Origin of the sequence: Leclercia sp. S52, from assembly GCF_039727615.1 — a bacterium.
GTDB classification, from domain to species: domain Bacteria; phylum Pseudomonadota; class Gammaproteobacteria; order Enterobacterales; family Enterobacteriaceae; genus Enterobacter; species Enterobacter adecarboxylatus_B.
In genome coordinates, this window is the sequence record NZ_CP152474.1 from 3,825,858 (window position 1) to 3,845,556 (window position 19,699).

General features: G+C 54.9%; 18 protein-coding genes and 5 tRNA genes. 4 read left to right on the plus strand and 19 right to left on the minus strand.

The features are described from left to right. Nucleotides 1-126: 126 nt before the first annotated feature. Both emrA and emrB read left to right on the plus strand, forming a co-directional pair. Nucleotides 127-1,302, plus strand: coding sequence for a multidrug efflux MFS transporter periplasmic adaptor subunit EmrA (gene emrA, locus AAHB66_RS18255; RefSeq protein ID WP_347113953.1), 1,176 nt, complete (start codon nucleotides 127-129; stop codon nucleotides 1,300-1,302). Nucleotides 1,303-1,318: 16 nt separating this feature from the next. Continuing rightward, on the plus strand, nucleotides 1,319-2,866 hold the full coding sequence (gene emrB / locus AAHB66_RS18260) for a multidrug efflux MFS transporter permease subunit EmrB (protein WP_142486879.1): 1,548 nt from the start codon (nucleotides 1,319-1,321) through the stop codon (nucleotides 2,864-2,866). A gap of 60 nt (nucleotides 2,867-2,926) precedes the next feature. On the opposite strand, the gene AAHB66_RS18265 is transcribed toward emrB, so the two are convergent. From AAHB66_RS18265 to mltB, 19 genes are all read right to left on the minus strand, one after another. After that, on the minus strand, nucleotides 2,927-4,387 hold the full coding sequence (locus AAHB66_RS18265; RefSeq protein ID WP_347113954.1) for an FKBP-type peptidyl-prolyl cis-trans isomerase N-terminal domain-containing protein: 1,461 nt from the start codon (nucleotides 4,385-4,387) through the stop codon (nucleotides 2,927-2,929). Beyond that, nucleotides 4,344-5,297 carry a hypothetical protein gene (locus tag AAHB66_RS18270; protein WP_347113956.1) on the minus strand — a complete coding sequence of 318 codons (954 nt, stop codon included), beginning with the start codon at nucleotides 5,295-5,297 and terminating at the stop codon, nucleotides 4,344-4,346. The genes AAHB66_RS18265 and AAHB66_RS18270 overlap by 44 nt, the downstream gene beginning before the upstream one ends. A 135-nt stretch (nucleotides 5,298-5,432) precedes the next feature. Continuing rightward, nucleotides 5,433-6,284, minus strand: coding sequence for a hypothetical protein (locus AAHB66_RS18275; RefSeq protein ID WP_347113958.1), 852 nt, complete (start codon nucleotides 6,282-6,284; stop codon nucleotides 5,433-5,435). Continuing rightward, entirely contained in the window at nucleotides 6,281-6,661 is a 381-nt protein-coding gene (locus tag AAHB66_RS18280; RefSeq protein ID WP_347113959.1) for a hypothetical protein, read from the minus strand. Before AAHB66_RS18280 ends, AAHB66_RS18275 begins: the two co-directional genes overlap by 4 nt. 266 nt (nucleotides 6,662-6,927) lie before the next feature. Then, the gene (gene luxS / locus AAHB66_RS18285) at nucleotides 6,928-7,443 is read right to left on the minus strand and encodes an S-ribosylhomocysteine lyase (protein WP_347113960.1); all 516 of its coding nucleotides are present in this window, start codon (nucleotides 7,441-7,443) and stop codon (nucleotides 6,928-6,930) included. 151 nt (nucleotides 7,444-7,594) lie between these two features. Next, nucleotides 7,595-9,139, minus strand: coding sequence for a glutamate--cysteine ligase (gene gshA / locus AAHB66_RS18290; RefSeq protein WP_347113962.1), 1,545 nt, complete (start codon nucleotides 9,137-9,139; stop codon nucleotides 7,595-7,597). A 71-nt stretch (nucleotides 9,140-9,210) separates the two neighbouring features. Next, a complete protein-coding gene (locus AAHB66_RS18295; RefSeq protein WP_106994514.1) occupies nucleotides 9,211-9,639 on the minus strand; it encodes a YqaA family protein in 429 nt (142 codons plus the stop codon). Next, nucleotides 9,636-10,202 (minus strand): fructose-1-phosphate/6-phosphogluconate phosphatase, encoded by a 567-nt coding sequence (yqaB, locus tag AAHB66_RS18300; protein WP_347113963.1) that lies wholly within the window; start codon nucleotides 10,200-10,202, stop codon nucleotides 9,636-9,638. The genes AAHB66_RS18295 and yqaB overlap by 4 nt, the downstream gene beginning before the upstream one ends. Before the next feature lie 125 nt (nucleotides 10,203-10,327). Beyond that, a tRNA-Arg gene (locus AAHB66_RS18305) sits at nucleotides 10,328-10,404 on the minus strand. 29 nt (nucleotides 10,405-10,433) lie between these two features. Beyond that, nucleotides 10,434-10,510: transfer RNA gene (locus AAHB66_RS18310), tRNA-Arg, on the minus strand. Nucleotides 10,511-10,575: 65 nt separating this feature from the next. Then, nucleotides 10,576-10,652 (minus strand) — tRNA-Arg (locus AAHB66_RS18315). Nucleotides 10,653-10,717: 65 nt separating this feature from the next. Beyond that, nucleotides 10,718-10,794 (minus strand) — tRNA-Arg (locus AAHB66_RS18320). A gap of 4 nt (nucleotides 10,795-10,798) precedes the next feature. After that, nucleotides 10,799-10,891: transfer RNA gene (locus AAHB66_RS18325), tRNA-Ser, on the minus strand. A gap of 342 nt (nucleotides 10,892-11,233) precedes the next feature. Next, a complete protein-coding gene (gene csrA, locus AAHB66_RS18330; RefSeq protein ID WP_000906486.1) occupies nucleotides 11,234-11,419 on the minus strand; it encodes a carbon storage regulator CsrA in 186 nt (61 codons plus the stop codon). A gap of 241 nt (nucleotides 11,420-11,660) precedes the next feature. Further along, a complete protein-coding gene (gene alaS, locus AAHB66_RS18335) occupies nucleotides 11,661-14,288 on the minus strand; it encodes an alanine--tRNA ligase (protein ID WP_347113969.1) in 2,628 nt (875 codons plus the stop codon). A 131-nt stretch (nucleotides 14,289-14,419) separates the two neighbouring features. Continuing rightward, nucleotides 14,420-14,920 (minus strand): recombination regulator RecX, encoded by a 501-nt coding sequence (recX, locus tag AAHB66_RS18340; RefSeq protein ID WP_347113970.1) that lies wholly within the window; start codon nucleotides 14,918-14,920, stop codon nucleotides 14,420-14,422. Nucleotides 14,921-14,996: 76 nt separating this feature from the next. Beyond that, a complete protein-coding gene (recA, locus tag AAHB66_RS18345; RefSeq protein ID WP_142486888.1) occupies nucleotides 14,997-16,055 on the minus strand; it encodes a recombinase RecA in 1,059 nt (352 codons plus the stop codon). 87 nt (nucleotides 16,056-16,142) lie between these two features. Next, nucleotides 16,143-16,640 carry a nicotinamide-nucleotide amidase gene (gene pncC, locus AAHB66_RS18350; RefSeq protein ID WP_347113972.1) on the minus strand — a complete coding sequence of 166 codons (498 nt, stop codon included), beginning with the start codon at nucleotides 16,638-16,640 and terminating at the stop codon, nucleotides 16,143-16,145. A 174-nt stretch (nucleotides 16,641-16,814) separates the two neighbouring features. Then, complete coding sequence (gene mltB, locus AAHB66_RS18355) at nucleotides 16,815-17,909, minus strand: lytic murein transglycosylase B (RefSeq protein ID WP_347113973.1); 1,095 nt, start codon at nucleotides 17,907-17,909, stop codon at nucleotides 16,815-16,817. 268 nt (nucleotides 17,910-18,177) lie between these two features. On the opposite strand from mltB, the gene srlA reads away from it, so the two are divergent. Together srlA and AAHB66_RS18365 are read left to right on the plus strand one after the other, a co-directional pair. Further along, nucleotides 18,178-18,741, plus strand: coding sequence for a PTS glucitol/sorbitol transporter subunit IIC (srlA, locus tag AAHB66_RS18360; protein WP_347113974.1), 564 nt, complete (start codon nucleotides 18,178-18,180; stop codon nucleotides 18,739-18,741). Then, nucleotides 18,738-19,697: a PTS glucitol/sorbitol transporter subunit IIB gene (locus AAHB66_RS18365; RefSeq protein WP_347113975.1), complete on the plus strand. Its 960-nt coding sequence runs from the start codon at nucleotides 18,738-18,740 to the stop codon at nucleotides 19,695-19,697. Before srlA ends, AAHB66_RS18365 begins: the two co-directional genes overlap by 4 nt. Nucleotides 19,698-19,699: the final 2 nt, after the last annotated feature.

The following is a 19,699-nucleotide window of genomic DNA, read 5'->3' on the forward strand; positions in this document are numbered from 1 at the left end:
CGCGACGACACGCTCCAAAAAATCCAGATTTATAAGAAAACCGAACAGGCCAGCACGCATACTGCTGGCCTTTCTGATAACAGGTCGGCTCAGCCGATGTGAAATAATAAGATCGTGGAGAGAAACATGAGCGCAAATGCGGAGAACACTACCCCGCAGCAACCGGTCAACAAGAAGAAAGGCAAACGCAAGCGCGCCCTTCTGCTGCTGACCTTGCTCTTTATTATCATTGCCGTGGCATATGGGATCTATTGGTTTTTAGTACTGCGTCATAGTGAAGAGACGGATGACGCGTACGTGGCAGGGAACCAGGTTCAGATTATGGCGCAGGTGTCGGGCAGCGTGACGAAAGTCTGGGCGGACAATACCGACTTTGTGCAAAAAGGCGACGTGCTGGTGACGCTGGATCCGACCGACGCCCAGCAGGCGTTTGAAAAAGCGCAGACCGAGCTGGCCTCGAGCGTGCGTCAGACCCGTCAGCAGATGATCAACAGCAAGCAGCTGCAGGCTAACATCACCGTGCAGAAGACCGCTCTCGCCCAGGCGCAGAGCGACTTTAATCGCCGCGTTCCGCTCGGCACCGCCAACCTGATTGGCCGTGAAGAGCTGCAGCACGCCCGCGATGCGGTTGCCAGCGCGCAGGCCCAGCTCGATGTCGCTATCCAGCAGTACAACGCCAACCAGGCGGTGGTGCTGGACACGACCCTCGATCAACAACCTGCGGTGAAACAGGCAGCGACCGAAGTACGCAACGCCTGGCTGGCGCTGGAGCGAACCAAAATTGTCAGCCCGATGACCGGCTACGTATCCCGTCGCTCGGTGCAGCCTGGCGCGCAGATCAGCTCCTCAACCCCGCTGATGGCGGTGGTGCCGGCAACGAACCTGTGGGTGGATGCTAACTTCAAAGAGACGCAGCTGGCGCATATGCGTATCGGCCAGAGCGCAACGGTGGTCAGCGATATCTACGGCGACGAGGTGAAATACACCGGTAAAGTGGTCGGGCTGGATATGGGTACCGGTAGCGCCTTCTCCCTGCTGCCTGCGCAGAACGCCACCGGGAACTGGATCAAAGTGGTTCAACGCCTGCCGGTGCGTATCGAGCTGGATGAGAAACAGCTGGCGGACCATCCGCTGCGTATTGGCCTCTCCACGCTGGTGACGGTCGATACCGCCAACCGCGACGGTCAGATGCTGGCGAACCAGGCACGTTCTAACCCGGCCTACGAAAGTAATGCCCGTGAGATCAGCCTTGAGCCAGTGAATAAGCTGATCGATGAAATCGTGAAGGCGAACGCCGGTTAATCCGAAGGTGAGCGTTATGCAGCAGCAAAAACCGCAAAAACCGTTGGAAGGGGCGCAGCTGGTCATCATGACCATTGCGCTGTCGCTGGCGACATTCATGCAGGTGCTGGACTCCACCATCGCGAACGTGGCAATCCCGACCATTGCCGGGAACCTTGGCTCATCCCTGAGCCAGGGGACATGGGTAATCACCTCGTTCGGGGTGGCGAATGCTATCTCCATCCCGATTACCGGCTGGCTGGCAAAGCGCGTCGGGGAGGTGAAACTTTTCCTCTGGTCCACCATCGCCTTTGTTATTGCCTCCTGGGCGTGTGGGATGTCCAGCAGCCTGACCATGCTGATCTTCTTCCGCGTGATCCAGGGGATTGTCGCCGGGCCGCTGATCCCGCTGTCGCAAAGTCTGCTTCTCAATAACTACCCGCCCGCCAAACGCTCTATCGCGCTGGCGCTGTGGTCGATGACGGTGATCGTCGCCCCGATCTGCGGCCCGATTCTGGGCGGCTATATCAGCGATAACTATCACTGGGGCTGGATCTTCTTTATCAACGTGCCGATTGGCGCGGTGGTGGTATTGCTGACCCTGCAGTCGCTGCGCGGTCGTGAAACCCGCACCGAGCAACGGCGCATTGATGGCGTGGGGCTGGCGCTGCTGGTGCTGGGCATCGGCAGCCTGCAGATCATGCTCGACCGCGGGAAAGAGCTGGACTGGTTCGCCTCGCAGGAGATCATCGTCCTGACGGTCGTGGCGGTGGTGGCGCTAAGCTTCCTGATTGTCTGGGAGCTGACGGATGACAACCCGATAGTCGATTTGTCGCTGTTTAAGTCGCGCAACTTCACCATAGGCTGTCTGTGTATCAGCCTTGCCTACATGCTCTACTTCGGCGCGATTGTTCTGCTGCCGCAGCTGTTGCAGGAGGTATATGGCTACACCGCCACCTGGGCGGGGCTGGCGTCAGCACCGGTCGGGGTGATCCCGGTCCTGCTGTCACCGATTATCGGCCGCTTCGCCCATAAGCTCGATATGCGTCGGCTGGTGACCTTCAGCTTCATTATGTATGCGGTGTGTTTCTACTGGCGTGCCTATACCTTTGAGCCGGGCATGGACTTTGGTGCATCCGCGTGGCCGCAGTTCATTCAGGGCTTTGCGGTGGCCTGCTTCTTTATGCCACTGACCACCATCACCCTCTCCGGCTTGCCGCCGGAACGGATGGCGGCGGCGTCCAGTCTGTCGAACTTTATGCGTACGCTGGCGGGTTCCATCGGTACCTCGATGACCACCACCATGTGGACCAACCGCGAGTCGCTGCACCATGCGCAGCTGACTGAATCGGTGAACGTGTTCAATCCGCAGGCGCAGGAGGTGTACAGCCAGCTGCAGGGGATGGGCATGACCGAGCAGCAGGCTTCGGGCTGGATAGCACAGCAGATCACCGCGCAGGGGCTGATTATCTCGGCCAACGAGATCTTCTGGCTATCGGCAGGGGTGTTTATTGTGCTGTTGGGGCTGATCTGGTTCGCCAAACCGCCATTTGGCGCGGGCGGCGGAGGCGGTGGCGCGCACTAAACGACTGAAAAGAAAAACGGATCTGCATGCAGATCCGTTTTTTTATGGGCGCGATTAAGATTACTTAATGCCGATAATTTTAATCGTAATGATTGAGACCGTGCCTGGCGGCACAAAGCCTGGCACGCCCGCTTCACCGTAGGCCTGCTTCGCCGGAATATGCAGTTTTGCCTCTCCACCCAGACCCAGCTTTTGCACTACCGTCTGGAACAGCGGCGGTAAGTCTTTCACCCGGCTGGCGCGAACCTCTTTACTGGACATCACCTTCCCGGTGCCCAGCACCTCGTCAAGCTCGGTAATGATCTCATTCTGGCCCGTAATCAACGGCGCCTCACCCTGCTTAATCACCCGGTAGATTGCACCATCAGGCAGTCGTTTAGCGCCCTTCTCATTCGCCGCCTTAGTCATGATCGCTTTGCTCTGCTTTTCGTTTTCGCTTTGCGTCGCGACAAACTGCTTTTTCTGGACCTGGTCCAGCGCGGCTAGCTCTTTCGACAGCGCAGCGGGTGCCAGCTGGAGCTTATTGTTTACCTTGTCGTTAAAGCCCTGCATAAAGGCGCTGAGATCGAGCTTTTTGTTCAGGCCGTCCAGCTTGCTCTTTTCACGCCCTGCCGCATCGCCGTACCAGGTGCCGATAGCGTAGCTGGTCAGGGTATCTTTTGCCGCCGTCTTATCGATCTTCATCCGCTGCTTATCCGCACCTTCTTTTGCGGGTGCAGCCTGACTCTCTTTCAGCTTCTGGTTTTCAGCCGTCAGCGTTGCGAGGGAGGCGCTTTGCGTTTTCTGCTGCTCCTCAAGCGAGGCTTTTTGCGTCTGAAGCAGGGTCAGCTGCTTTTTCAGCTCCTCAGTCTCTTTTCCGGCGGTAGCCAGCTGGGTGGCCAGCGCACCGCTTTTGTCTTTCTCGCTGCCAACGTTATTTTTCTGAAGCGCCAACAGGGACTCCTGCGAAGCGATGACTTTTTTGGCGTCCTCAAGCTGGTTCTGCGCAATATCGGACTTAAACTTCTCGCTTTTAAGCAGTTTTTCCTGCTCGGCCATCCGGGTTTCCAGGGTGGTTTTTTGCACATTCAGCGCCGTCAGCTGGGCTTTTAAGGCATCGACCTCTTTCACCGCACCGGTGCTCTTGTCACTGCTGGTTTTGAGGGTGGCGAGCTGGGCATCCAGCGCTTTCTTCTGCGTTTGCAGATCGGCCAGCTCTTTAGTCAACGCGGCGTTCTTCTCGCGGGTCTCCTTCAGCGTGGCCAGCTCCGTCTCCAGTGCCTTCTTCTGCGCCTGCAGGTCAGCCATCTCTTTCGCCAGCGCGGCGCTCTTCTCATTGGCCGCTTTCAGCGCGGTCAGCTGAGTATCCAGTGCCTTCTTCTGGGCCTGCAGGTCGGTCAGCTCTTGAGTCAGCGTCGCGTTTTTCACACTGGCTTCTTTCAGGGAGGCCAGCTGGGTATCGAGTGCTTTCTTCTGCGTCTGCAGATCGGTCAGCTCTTTAAGCAGCTTCTCTTTGTCGCTTCCGGCGCTGCTCTTCTGCATGGCCAGGAGTGACTCCTGCGAAGAGATCACTTTTTTTGGCGTCCTCGAGCTGGTTCTGCGCAATCTCAGACTTTGTCTTTTCGCTGTTAAAGCGTTTTTCCAGGTCGGCCAGCTTTGTTTCAATCGTGGCTTTTTGCAGATTCAGCGCCGACAGCTGCGCTTTTAAGGTGTCGAGCTCTTTCGCTGCAGTGATGGCCTTCTCGCTGCTCGTTTTCAGCGTCTCTAACTGGGCATCCAGCGCTTTTTTCTGGGTTTGCAGATCGGCCAGAGTTTTAGTCAGCACCGCGTTTTGCTCGCTGGCCTTATTCAGCTGCTCGATCATCTGCGCAGTTTTCTGCTTATCCCCGGTGCTGTTGGTTTTCAGGGCCGTCAGCTGATCTTCCAGGGTCTTCTTCTGCCCCTGCAGATCGGCAAGCTGCTTGCTCAACTCATCGCTGCGGGCGGTGGCTTTACTCAGCTGCCCGGCCAGCTCTGCGCTTTTTTTCTTGTCATCGCTGCTGCTGGTCATCAGGGTAGCCAGCTGCTGCTCCTGATCTTTTTTCTGCAATTTGAGCTCAGCAAGCTCCTTGAGTAGTGCCGCGCTCTGTTCGCTGGCTTTGTTCAGCTGCTCGACCATCTGCGCGCTTTTTTGCTTATCCCCGGTGCTGCTGGTTTTCAGGGCCGTAAGCTGATCTTCCAGCGTTTTTTTCTGCCCCTGCAGATCGGCAAGCTGCTTGCTCAGCTCATCGCTGCGGGCGGTGGCTTTACTCAGCTGCCCGGCCAGCTCTGCGCTTTTTTTCTTGTCGTCGCTGCTGCTGGACATCAGGGTAGCCAGCTGCTGCTCCTGATCTTTTTTCTGCAATTTGAGCTCAGCAAGCTCCTTGAGCAGTGCCGCGCTTTGCTCGCTCGCCTTATTCAGCTGCTCGACCATTTGCGCGCTTTTTTGCTTATCCCCGGTGCTGGTGGTTTTCAGGGCCGTCAGCTGCTCTTCCAGCGCTTTTTTCTGCCCCTGCAGATCGGCAAGCTGCTTGCTCAGCTCATCGCTGCGGGTGGTGGCTTTACTCAGCTACCCGGTCAGCTCAGCGCTTTTCTTCTTGTCGTCGCTGCTGCTGGATTGCAATACCGCAAGCTGCTGTTCAAGCATTTTTTTCTGCGTTTGGGCGTCGGCGAGTTGTTTGCTGAGCTCTTCGCTCCGGGCCACAGACTTGTTCATCTGCCCGACCAGCTCGCTACTTTTTTGCTTGTCGCCAGTGCTGGAGGATTCCAGCGCGGTGAGTTGTGCTTCGAGCGTTTTTTTCTGCGTCTGGACCTCGGCAAGCTGTTTATTCAACTCCTCGCTTCGGGCCATCGATTTGTTTAGCTGCGCTGATAATTCAGCATTTTTCTGTTTGAAATCGCTGTTGGCTATATTTAGCGTTGCGAAGAGACTTTCCAGTGCCAATTTCTGAGCACTGGTTTTCGGCATATTTTCTTTCGTTGCCAGCATCTGGTCGTTAAGCGCAGCGTTACTTTGTTGTTCCGCCGCCGCTTTTTCCAGGGCTGCCTTTTTGTTTTGAGCATCAGCCAATGCCTGGCTGAGCGCGGTTATTTTCTCGTTAGCATTTTGTAAATCATTACTCAGAAGTGTTAATTTCTTCTGCGCCATGATAAGACTTTGGGTATCTCTTGCCGCAGCCTTACGGGATGGGGTTTCAGTCGCACGCGCAGGCTTCGCTTTCTGCTGCACTGGAGCGGCCATCGATGAGGTAATTTTAGACGGAGAGGGAGTAACTTCAGGAGCAATAAATGGATTTGCTGAATCGTTGCCGATAATTTTTTCTTTACTCAGCTGATCCAACAATTCGGTGCCTGCAGAATACGACTTCCCTGTCGACAATAATAATCCGCAGCATATTGCTGCACTAAAGTATTTTTTCATAACTTATTCATTTCATTCGCGCGATGCATCATGTTGGTATAAACAGAGTTTTTTACACGAACACAGACTAAAGAAATCTTTCTGTTTATTTCTGTTAACATTACTTCCGATGCATTTGAATCGATCAAACCTTTATTTGCTTCATATACTTTGTAGTTTTTATTAATATTATCGAATTGCTGACGAAATGTTTCATAAGCGGCAGGATCCAGTTTCTGCAGAGCAGAGAACTCCTGATAACACTGCACTTCCTGCTTACGCGCCTCAGGGGCTTTAGAGATGGGTTCAGCAATAACTTTTGTTGATGATGTAGCGCTGCATCCCGGCAGGAAAAGAGCGGATAAAAAGATAGCAGTGCCAGTATGATAAAATTTCATATTTCCCTCTGAAAGATTCATTCTAATGTAGCGAGTATACTATTAACTCATCTGCAACATACGCGACAAATGGGAATTAAGTGTATACGTTCACGGAATGAATATATAGCATCCACAGTTATGCCCCGCAAGCAATATAATCAGAAACGGCTGGATTCACAACAGAGTACAAATTTTTAGGAAGATATAAAGAAATTATTTAGTGAATATTATTGGCAAATGTGGAAACCGTACCCTCTTAAGGGAGAGGGCACGATGTTGAGGCACTAGATGTGTAACTCTTGCAGTTTATCTTTTGGCAGCGCCAGCTCTTCATTGCTGTTAACGCGAACGTCACGCTCGATAATATGACGCGCAATCTCCTGCGCTTCTTCCAGGGAGTGCATCTGGTACGTACCGCACTGGTAAACGTTCAGCTCAGGGATCTGGTTCTGCTCTTTCACCTTCAGCACGTCTTCCATCGCGGCTTTCCACGCATCTGCGACGCGTTTCTCTTCCGGCACGCCAATCAGGCTCATGTAGAAGCCGGTACGGCAGCCCATAGGGGAGATGTCGATGATCTCAACGCCGTTACCGTTCAGGTGATCGCGCATGAAGCCGGCAAACAGGTGCTCCAGCGTGTGGATGCCTTTTTCCGGCATAACCTCTTTGTTAGGTACGCAGAAACGCAGGTCGAATACAGTGATCGTGTCGCCGTGCGGGGTATGCATGGTCTTCGCAACGCGTACAGCAGGGGCTTCCATACGGGTATGGTCGACAGTAAAGCTATCTAATAACGGCATACGTCACCTCCGATAGTGATTTTTTTAAAATAAAATGAACTCTTCATTTCAACGCGAGTCTGAGTATATGAAAGACGCGCATTTGTTATCATCATCCCTGTTCTTCAGAGATGTTATTTTGGCCACAGCGATGTGGCCTTTTTCTTTTCTGTCAGGCCTGTTTCGCCAGGAAATCTGCAAACGACTCGGTATCCGCCGCTTCAATCTCCCCCTGACGCACTACAGACGCATCGCGCTCCGCAGCAAAATCGGCTTCGCTTAACACCTCCAGCGGCTCCTGCTGCAGCATATCGCGATACTCCGCCGCCAACGCACGACCGGTGCCGCCAATCCCCTGATCAATCATAGAACGCAGAATGCGCGCCGAGAATGTCAGCTCGGGATTATCAAAGCTTTCGATCAGTTGGTCACAAACCTGCTGATACTCTTCGCCACCGTAAACGCTGTCCAGCGTGTGGGCGACGCGTTTGAGATCGCGGAACAGATCTTTACCCACCTGTTGTAACGGGAACTGCGCCGTTTGACAGCCAATGCCCAGCGTCAGACCAGGCTTGCGCCCTTCGAGGATCACCCGGTTCCAGTTGGTGCGGGTACAGAGCAGTTCGTCAGCGCTCATTTCCGGCGCATCGGCCAGCACGCACCAGACCATAAACAGATCCAGGAAGCGTACCTGCTGCTCATCCACACCGATTGGTGAGAACGGGTTGATATCCAGGGAGCGCACTTCAATGTACTCAATACCGCCGCGTTGCAGCGCATCTGACGGTGTCTCGCCGCTGCGGGTGACGCGTTTCGGACGGATCGGCGCGTACAGTTCGTTTTCGATCTGCAAAACGTTGGTGTTGATTTGCAGGCGTTTACCGTCTTTCTCAAGCCCGATTTCGTCGTACGCTTCCGACGGCGTTTTGATCGCCCGCTTCAATCCTGCCACATACTCATGCAATTCGTTAAACGTAATTCCGAGATTGCTTTGCGACTTATTGGTATAACCGAGGTCGCTGAGGCGCAGGGAGGTCGCGTACGGCAGGTAATACATGCCGCAATCGGTCTTCTCAAACGGCAGCGTGGTCGGTTTGCCCTGCAGGAACGAGGAACAAATCGCCGGTGACGCGCCGAACAGATACGGGATGACCCAGCCAAAGCGATAGTAGTTACGGATCAGGCGGAAATAGCCTACTGAGATCGCCTCTTTATCCGTCTCGCCGCACTTCGCCTGCCAGAATGCCATGGGCAGTGAAAAGTTATAATGCACGCCAGAAATCGTCTGCATCAGCGCGCCGTAGCGGTTTTTTAGCCCTTCGCGATAAAGCGTTTTCAGACGACCAATATTTGATGTGCCATACTGCGCCAGTTCGATGTCCTGGCCCTGCTCGATATAGCAGGGCATGCTGAGCGGCCACATACGCTCATCACCCAGATTGCGGGCGCTGTAGCGGTGGATATCACGCATAATCTTCAGCATGTGATCAATATCGCCATCGACCGGCGTGATGAACTCAAGCAGCGCTTCTGCGAAATCAGTCGTGATCCACTTATGAGTCAGCGCAGAACCCAACGCCTTTGGATGACCCGTCGTTGCAAGACTGCCATCCGCGTTCACGCGCAGCGTTTCGCGCTCAAGACCACGCTGAATACCCTTCAGAGCCTGAGGGTGGTTTTCCAGCCAGGCCAGTGCCTGTGATACGTCCGGGATCAATTCGACCTCCCGCCTGTCAAAATCATTTTATTTAGCATAATTGTAATGGTTCATGGTCACAAACAGTCCAATTAGTGCCACCACGTCATGCCCTGCAAAGTCACAACCGCCACGAGAACGTAGCGCAATGCCTTGCCCAGGCATAAAAAAAAGAGCACGGGCCCCCAGGAGATGCGCATCCATCCCGCCAGCAGGCACAGTAAATCACCGATTACCGGCATCCAGCTTAGTAAAAGCGTGGCAGCCCCATAGCGTTTTAGCCAGCCGACTGCCTTTTCCTGCCAGCGCGACGTTTTGCGTAGCGGAAAGAATCGCCCAAGAATAACGTTAGTCAGCCCTCCAAAGCTATTACCCATTGTTGCTATTAACACGAGCAACCAGGGCTGACTTACGCCGGACAAGAGCATCGCCACCAGTACCACTTCCGAATTTCCCGGCAAAAGCGTGGCGCTTAAAAAACTGCTGGCGAAGAGTGAGGTCAGTGACAGCAGGTCACTCACAGTAAGCGAACGTCCACCGCATCCATGCCGGCAGCGTGCGCCGCCTGAATACCGAAGTCGGCATCTTCAAACACGACGCACTTCGCGGCTGGCACACCCATAAGTTCTGCGCACAGCAGAAAGGTGTCCGGGGCGGGCTTATGGTTTTTAACATGATCGGCGGCAACCACCGCAGAAAAATAGTGGCGCAGGCCAAGATGGTTGAGCAATGCCTCTGCGATTGCGCTCTCGCTGCCCGTCCCGACCGACATCGGACGTCGTCCGTGCCACTCTTTGACCACCTCAATTAATGGCAAAGGGCGCACGGTATCTAGCAACATCGCTTTTACCGCATCGGTTTTTTCACGCGCGAGCAGATGAGGGTCGAGATCGGCCTGATTCAGTTCAATCACGGCCTGCGCAATACGCCAGGTAGGAGATCCGTTGAGGGCAATCATAGCCTGTAAGTCGAAACGCATTCCGTAACGGCCGAGGACGTCAGTCCAGGCTTTACGATGCGTTGGCTCAGTGTCCAGGATGGTGCCATCCATATCGAAGATCAAACCGTCATACTGTGCGTACATCGTGCTCTCGCAAAAGGATTACAAAGCGTTACTTTATCGTAAACAAGGGCTTTTGTCGCTGCTTCTGGCTGGCATTAGATTGGGAGTGCTGAAGAAATAAACTACAGAGGGAACATCGAAGAGAATGGTGCATCCGGGAGGATTCGAACCTCCGACCGCTCGGTTCGTAGCCGAGTACTCTATCCAGCTGAGCTACGGATGCATCGTGGTACTGCTTGCAGAAATAGTAAATGGTGCATCCGGGAGGATTCGAACCTCCGACCGCTCGGTTCGTAGCCGAGTACTCTATCCAGCTGAGCTACGGATGCATCGGGATTTACTGCTGTTACTGCTGATACTTGGTATTGCTTCATAAGCAACACAAAGTAAAAGATGGTGCATCCGGGAGGATTCGAACCTCCGACCGCTCGGTTCGTAGCCGAGTACTCTATCCAGCTGAGCTACGGATGCATCAGGATTTACTGCTGTACTACTTGATACTACATATCGTTTCGAAAGCGACATGAAGTAAAGGATGGTGCATCCGGGAGGATTCGAACCTCCGACCGCTCGGTTCGTAGCCGAGTACTCTATCCAGCTGAGCTACGGATGCAAAATGGCGGTGAGGCGGGGATTCGAACCCCGGATGCAGCTTTTGACCGCATACTCCCTTAGCAGGGGAGCGCCTTCAGCCTCTCGGCCACCTCACCACACAACGCCTCTTTCGAGTGCTTCGAGTAACTCGTTAAGAGCTTCTCGTCGCTGCGTGGCGCATATATTACTTTCTGGGACTTATAAGTCAAACAATTTTCCACAACCTTTTATCGTTTGCACAAATCACAGGCAATTCGCATGTAAAACCCGCAAAGAGGGTGTTTTATAAACGGATTTTGCAGGCCAGCTGGCAGTTATCCAGGGGTATAAAAGGGATGTCGGGCAGAGAAAGGGTATGGCAGAAGGTTAAAAAGAGAGCGGTTGAAATCGAACGGTAACTTTTGACAAGGAATATATCGGGAGGGTTGCGTCTCGCCAGACAGCGAGACGCGATAATATCAGTAACTGGACTGCTGGGATTTTTCAGCCTGGATACGCTGGTAGATCTCTTCACGATGAACAGAGACTTCTTTAGGGGCGTTCACACCAATACGTACCTGGTTGCCCTTTACCCCTAAAACTGTCACGGTGACCTCATCCCCAATCATGAGGGTCTCACCAACTCGACGAGTCAGAATCAGCATTCTTTGCTCCTTGAAAGATTAAAAGAGTCGGGTCTCTTGTATCCCGGCATTATCCATCATATAACGCCAAAAAGTAAGCGATGACAAACACGTAATGTGTAGGTAGTCACGGCATCACAATCTGTTAAACGTAAGTTTAGCCGATATACACAAACTCAACCTGACTTTATCATTATCGATAGCGTAGAGCGCAGTACGCCATAACGTTGTCGTTATGGCGTCTGTGTACGCTTTGTAATTATTACAGTTTAGAACTTACCCAGCTTTCAACACTGGCCAGTGCCGCTGGAAGGGCTGCTGCGTCTGTACCACCGGCTTGCGCCATGTCCGGACGACCACCGCCTTTACCGCCCACTTGCTGAGCGACCATACCAATCAGTTCCCCTGCTTTCACACGGTCGATCACGTCCTTAGATACGCCCGCAATCAGAGAAACCTTACCTTCCGCTACCGTTGCCAGAACGATGATGGTTGAACCAAGCTGGTTCTTCAGATCGTCGACCATAGTACGAAGCATTTTCGGCTCAACGCCCGCCAGTTCGCTGACCAGCAGTTTGACACCGTTAATCTCAACCGCCTTGCTGGAGAGGTTTGCGCTCTCAGCAACGGCGGCCTGCTCTTTCAGCTGCTGCAGCTCTTTCTCCAGCTGACGGGTACGTTCCAGAGCAACACGCACTTTCTCGCCCAGGTTCTGGCTGTCGCCCTTCAGCAGCTGCGCGATGTCGTGCAGCTGATCGCTCTGCGCATGCAGAAGTGCAATCGCGCCTTCACCGGTGACCGCTTCGATACGACGCACACCTGCCGCCGTACCGGATTCGGACACAATGCGGAACAGACCGATGTCGCCCGTACGGCTGGCGTGCGTACCGCCACACAGTTCGGTGGAAAAATCGCCCATGCTCAGCACGCGCACGCGTTCGTCATATTTCTCGCCGAACAGCGCCATTGCGCCTTTGTTCTTCGCCGCGTCGAGATCCATGATGTTGGTTTCGATCGGCAGGTTACGACGGATCTGGGCATTCACCAGATCTTCCACCGCGCGGATTTCCGCCGGTTTCATCGCTTCAAAATGCGAGAAGTCGAAGCGCAGCACTTTGTCATTTACCAGCGAGCCTTTCTGCGCAACGTGCGTGCCCAGAACCTGGCGCAGCGCGGCGTGCATCAGGTGCGTCGCGGAGTGGTTCAGACGGATACGTGCGCGGCGCGCTTCGTCAACGATAGCCTGAACGCCCTCGCCCACTTTCAGCGTGCCGGATGCCAGCGTACCCTGATGACCAATCGCCTGACCGTATTTCTGCGTGTCGCTCACGGTAAAGCTGAAATCACTGCCCTTCAGCTCGCCTTTATCACCAACCTGGCCGCCTGACTCTGCGTAGAACGGGGTTTTATCCAGAACCACGACCGCCGCCTGGCCCGCGCTGATGCTGTCCACGGCTTTGCCGTCAACAAACAGAGCGGTCACTTTGCCGTTGGTTTCGAGGTGCTCGTAACCTTCGAATTCGCTGCTGCCATCAACGCGGATCATCGCGTTGTAGTCGGCACCAAAACCGCTGGACTCACGCGCGCGACGGCGCTGTTCTTCCATGGCGGCTTCGAAGCCCGCTTCATCAACTTTAATGTTGCGCTCGCGGCAGACGTCAGCCGTCAGGTCAACCGGGAAGCCATAGGTATCGTACAGACGGAAGGCGGTTTCACCATCCAGCGTATCGCCTTTCAGCTTCGACAGTTCGTCGTCCAGCAGGGCCAGACCACGTTCCAGAGTACGGGCAAACTGCTCTTCTTCGGTTTTCAGAACCTGCTCAACCTGCGCCTGCTGGCGTTTCAGTTCGTCGCCAGCCGCGCCCATCACGCTTACCAGTGGACCCACCAGCTTGTAGAAGAAGGTGTCCTTCGCGCCCAGCATGTTGCCGTGACGGATAGCGCGACGAATGATACGACGCAGCACGTAGCCGCGGTTTTCATTCGACGGGATCACGCCGTCAGCAATCAGGAAGGCACAGGAGCGGATGTGGTCAGCGATAACGCGCAGGGATTTGTTGCTCAGGTCGGTTGCACCCGTCACTTCGGCAACAGACTTAATCAGGGTGCTGAACAGATCGATGTCGTAGTTGGAGTTAACGTGTTGCAGCACTGCGGCAATACGCTCCAGACCCATACCGGTATCCACGGATGGCTTCGGCAGTGGCTCCATGGTGCCGTCAATCTGACGGTTGAACTGCATGAAGACGATGTTCCAGATTTCAATGTAACGGTCGCCGTCTTCTTCTGCGCTACCCGGAGGGCCGCCCCAGATGTGATCGCCATGATCGTAGAAGATTTCGGTGCACGGACCGCACGGGCCGGTATCACCCATCTGCCAGAAGTTATCAGAGGCGTAAGGTGCGCCTTTGTTATCGCCGATGCGAATAATACGTTCGCGCGGGATACCGACTTCTTTTTCCCAGATTTCATAGGCTTCGTCATCGGTTTCGTAGACAGTAACCCACAGACGCTCTTTCGGCAGGTTGAACCAGTTTTCACCGGTCAGCAGTTCCCATGCGTACTGGATAGCATCATTTTTGAAATAGTCGCCGAAGCTGAAGTTACCCAGCATTTCGAAGAAGGTATGGTGACGTGCGGTGTAACCGACGTTTTCCAGATCGTTATGTTTACCGCCCGCACGCACGCAGCGCTGCGAGGTGGTTGCGCGAGAATAATTACGCTTGTCGAGACCCAGGAAGACATCCTTGAACTGGTTCATCCCGGCGTTGGTAAACAGTAAAGTCGGATCGTTGTTCGGTACCAGGGAGCTGCTGGCAACAACCTGGTGTCCCTTACTATGGAAAAAATCGAGAAACGCCTGACGGATCTCAGCGGTGCTCTTGCTCATAATTATCCTGAAATCAAGCTAACGAAATGTCACAGCCGGTCACTACACAACCTTTGTTGGACGGACCAGCTACTGAAAAAAGTGGGAATAAGATAAGTTTTCTTTAGAGGGAAGTAAAATCCCGCATGCGTTCAATCGGTAAAATTACGCCAGATTTCCTGAATATCCTCCATCAGGAAGCCGCGATAAAGCAAAAAGCGCTGGATTTTGACTTTTTCTGAAAACTCACGCGGCAAGGGTTCACCGTACTTCCGCACGGCCTGTTCCCGCGCCAGCTCGCACCAGTCAATCTCGCATTCACGCATCGCCTTTTCGCTGGTTTCGCGCGGGATACCTTTTTGATTGAGTTCCTGGCGGATGCGCGCCGGGCCGTAGCCTTTCCGGCTGCGGCTGGCGATGAAGCGTGAGACAAAACGGGTATCGTCCAGATAACCGTGCTCATAGCACCAGGCGACGACCCGATCGTAATCTTCTGCCGTGGCATCGATGGCTTCTGGTCCGTTTTTGCTCATTACCGGCGCGGCGAGTTTACGGCGAAGCTCCTGCTCGCTGTGGTCACGAACCGCAAGGATGCGCACGGCGCGATCGAGCAGGCGATTATAAGCAGGACGACGTGCTGTTGATTCATTCATAGATAAACCTGCTGCAGTCAAAATGCAAAAAGCAAAAGGGCCGCATTAAGCGACCCTTATTTATTACTTCCGATTATCAGAAATCTTCGTTGGTTTCTTCAACGCCTTCGCCATCAACAGCGAACTGCGGTTTAGAATCCTGGTTGCTGAGCAGAAGCTCACGCACCTTCTTCTCGATCTCTTTTGCTGCCGCCGGGTTCTCTTTCAGCCAGGAGATAGCATTCGCTTTACCCTGACCAATCTTGTCGCCGTTGTAGCTGTACCAGGCGCCCGCTTTCTCAATCAGCTTCTCTTTCACGCCCAGGTCAACCAGCTCGCCGTAGAAGTTGATACCTTCGCCGTAGAGGATCTGGAATTCAGCCTGTTTAAACGGTGCAGCAATCTTGTTCTTCACAACCTTCACGCGAGTTTCGCTACCCACCACGTTCTCACCGTCTTTCACGGCACCGATACGGCGGATATCCAGACGTACGGAGGCGTAGAATTTCAGCGCGTTACCACCGGTGGTGGTTTCCGGGTTACCGAACATCACACCAATCTTCATACGGATCTGGTTGATGAAGATCAGCAGCGTGTTGGACTGCTTCAGGTTACCGGCCAGCTTACGCATCGCCTGGCTCATCATACGTGCCGCGAGGCCCATGTGAGAGTCACCGATTTCACCTTCGATTTCTGCTTTTGGCGTCAGTGCCGCAACGGAGTCGACGATGATTACGTCTACTGCGCCAGAGCGCGCCAGTGCGTCACAGATTTCCAGTGCCTGCTCACCGGTATCCGGCTGGGAGCAGAGCAGGTTGTCGATATCAACACCCAGTTTACGTGCGTAGACCGGATCCAGCGCGTGCTCAGCATCGATAAAGGCACAGGTTTTGCCTTCGCGCTGTGCAGCCGCCACAACCTGTAAGGTCAGGGTGGTTTTACCGGAGGATTCTGGCCCGTAGATCTCTACGATACGACCCATAGGTAGGCCGCCAGCACCCAGTGCAATATCCAGAGAAAGCGAACCGGTGGAGATAGTTTCTACATCCATGGAACGATCTTCACCCAGGCGCATGATGGAACCTTTACCGAATTGCTTTTCGATCTGGCCCAGTGCTGCCGCCAACGCTTTCTGTTTGTTTTCGTCGATAGCCATTTTTTCCTCTCATGCCGGGTGAAACAACTGCGCTTCACCTTGGATTTCTGTTCTGTTGCAGCAATTATACTGTATGCTCATACAGTATCAAGTGTTTTGTAGAAATTGTTGCCAGAGCGTTTTTAACGCATAAACGGTGGCCTGACGACGCACACTTTCACGGTCTCCGCTGAAGCATTCCCGGCGGGTAATCCCCTCGCCCTGCGCCGTCGCAAAGCCAAACCACACGGTCCCGACAGGCTTTTCAGCGCTGCCGCCGTCCGGCCCGGCGATACCACTTATAGAGATAGCATAGTCTGCCCGGGCGGCACGCAGGGCACCAATCGCCATCTCGATCACCACCGGCTCGCTGACCGCGCCATGCTCGATAAGCGTGGGTTCACGGACGCCAATCATCTGCGCTTTCGCTTCATTACTGTAGGTTACAAACCCGCGTTCAAACCAGGCGGAGCTGCCCGCAATATCGGTGATAGCTTTCGCCACCCAGCCGCCGGTACAGGACTCTGCCGTGGTGACCGTCGCACCGCGCTGTTTCAGCGCCTGCCCTACCCTTTCACTGAGCTGCATCAATTCATGGTCAGTCATATCGTTTTGACTCCTTAAAAACGTGCAGCACAAGATAGCACTTTAGTTGCCAGATATGAGGGTGAGGTGAAGGTTTTACGAGGGGGGCTTCAGAAAAATTAAACAGGCCGAGCGGCTAAGAATGAAAAGTGAGTGGAACGGCTCCACTCACTTTTTCGGCGGGGAATGACAGTATTAACTGAACGGCGATGCCACGCGCGCCTGCGCCACGGCCAGCCCCAGCTGCCAGACCGCCATCGCATAGTGCGTGCTGTGGTTGTAGCGGGTGATGGTGTAGAAGTTCGGCAGACCGTACCAGTACTGATAGCCAGTGCCGATATCCAGACGCAGCAGGCTGACCTTTTGATTGGCGCTCAGCGGCTGCTGCGGCGTTAACCCTACGGACGTCAGCTGTGCCGGGGTGTAGCTGGTTTTAAAGCCATTCTCCAGCCCTGGTGCCTGGCCGTTAGCCATCACCGCGACCGGTTGACCTGGCGTCCAGCCATGCTCTTTGAAGTAGTTGGCGACGCTGCCAATCGCATCTTCCGGATCCCACAGGTTGATGTGTCCGTCGCCGTTGAAATCGACGGCATACTGCTTATAGGAGGACGGCATAAACTGGCCGTAGCCCATGGCACCGGCAAAGGAGCCCTTCAGATCCAGCGGGTCATCCTGCTCGTCGCGCGCCATCAGCAGGAAGGTTTCCAGCTCGGAGGAGAAGTACTCCGCCCGGCGCGGATAGTTAAAGGAGAGGGTTGCCAGCGCATCCAGAATGCGGGTTTTGCCCATCACGCGGCCCCAGCGGGTTTCCACCCCGATAATCCCGATGATGATCTCCGGCGGCACGCCGTAGACCTGCTGGGCGCGGGTCAGCGCGTCCTGATACTGGTTCCAGAACGCCACGCCGTTCTGCACGTTGTCCGGGGTAATAAACTGGTTGCGATAGCGCAGCCACGCGCCGTTCGGCCCGGCCGGTGGCTGGGTGGTCGGTGCCTGTCGATCCATCAGTCGCAGCACGTAATCCAGACGCTTCGCCTGGGAGAGGATCTCCTGCAGCTGGGCTTTATTAAAGCCGTGCTTGCTCACCATTTTGTCGATGAACTGTTCCGCCGCGGGATTGTTGGCAAAGTCGCCCCCCATCTGCATCACATTATGCTGGGGTTCCAGCAGGAAGCCGCCGGACGGCGCGCCCGCCGTTTGTTGCTGGACCTCTTCGGTCTTCGGTTTGCTGCTACAGGCTGAGAGCAGGATAAGCGCAGGCAGTAAGGCTGCGTAACGACGCTTGAGCATGAGACATCCATTCAACGAATTCGATAAGTGGCAAGTATGGTAAAGCATCCGGGACACCTCAAGGAAGAGGTGCAAAGCCGCAGGGCAAAATCTTTACGCGCCTAAAGGCAAATTCGTCCTCTTCTCAACCACAACGCCCTCGCCTCGCCCGTTATCTTTCAAAATAATCCATTTCTCTTTCATTGTGAGATCTGTTTAACACTTTAAAACCTTTCAAAGTGATTATTATTAGCCCGTCAGAGATGAACTCACCCTACAGGAGAAAACAATGATAGAAACCATCACCCACGGCGCCGAGTGGTTTATCGGGCTGTTTCAGAAAGGTGGCGAGGTCTTTACCAGCATGGTCACCGGGATCCTGCCGCTGCTGATCAGCCTGCTGGTGATCATGAATGCATTGATCAACTTTATTGGTCAGCATCGGATCGAAAAACTGGCCCAGCGCTGCGCCGGTAATCCGGTCTCCCGCTATCTGCTGCTGCCCTGCATCGGCACCTTCGTGTTCTGTAACCCGATGACCCTGAGCCTCGGGCGCTTTATGCCCGAGCGCTACAAGCCGAGCTACTACGCCGCGGCCTCTTACAGCTGCCACTCGATGAACGGTCTGTTTCCGCACATCAACCCCGGCGAGCTGTTCGTCTATCTGGGCATCGCCAGCGGCCTGACTACCCTCGGCCTGCCGCTCGGCCCGCTGGCGGTGAGTTACCTGCTGGTCGGCCTGGTGACCAACTTCTTCCGCGGCTGGGTGACCGATCTCACCACCACCATTTTCGAAAAGAAAATGGGCATCCAGCTTGAACAGAAAGTCCAGCTTGCAGGAGCCACAGCATGACCCGTATCCGGATTGAAAAAGGGGTGGGCGGCTGGGGCGGCCCGCTGGAACTCGACGCCACTGGCGAGAAAAAGATCGTCTATATCACCGCGGGCACGCGCCCGGCGATCGTCGACAGGCTGCGCGAACTGACCGGCTGGGAAGCGGTCGACGGCTTTAAGGAGGGCGAGCCGCCGGAAGCAGAGATCGGCGTGGCGGTAATCGACTGCGGCGGTACCCTGCGCTGCGGCATCTACCCGAAACGGCGCATTCCCACCGTCAATATCCATTCAACGGGCAAATCCGGCCCGCTGGCGCAATACATCCTGGAAGACATCTACGTCTCCGGCGTAAAAGAGGAGAACATCAGCCTGGCAGAAGGTACCGCCCCGGCGAAGAAGAGCGCGCCGCGCGAGTACGATACCAGCAAGAAGATCACCGAGCAGAGCGACGGCCTGCTGGCAAAAGTCGGGATGGGGATGGGCTCCGCGGTGGCGGTGCTGTTCCAGTCCGGGCGCGACACTATCGACACGGTGCTGAAAACCATCCTGCCGTTTATGGCCTTCGTCTCGGCGCTGATCGGCATCATCATGGCCTCCGGTCTGGGGGACTGGATCGCCCACGGCCTGGCCCCGCTGGCCAGCCATCCGCTCGGGCTGGTGACGCTGGCGCTGATCTGCTCCTTCCCGCTGCTGTCGCCGTTCCTCGGCCCCGGGGCGGTGATCGCTCAGGTGATTGGCGTGCTGATTGGCGTGCAGATTGGGCTCGGCAATATTCCCCCGCACCTCGCCCTGCCCGCGCTGTTTGCCATTAATGCCCAGGCCGCCTGCGACTTTATCCCGGTGGGGCTGTCGCTGGCCGAAGCGCGCCAGGACACCGTCCGCGTCGGCGTCCCTTCCGTGCTGGTGAGCCGCTTCCTGACCGGCGCGCCCACCGTTCTGATTGCCTGGTTCGTCTCTGGCTTTATCTATCAATAAGA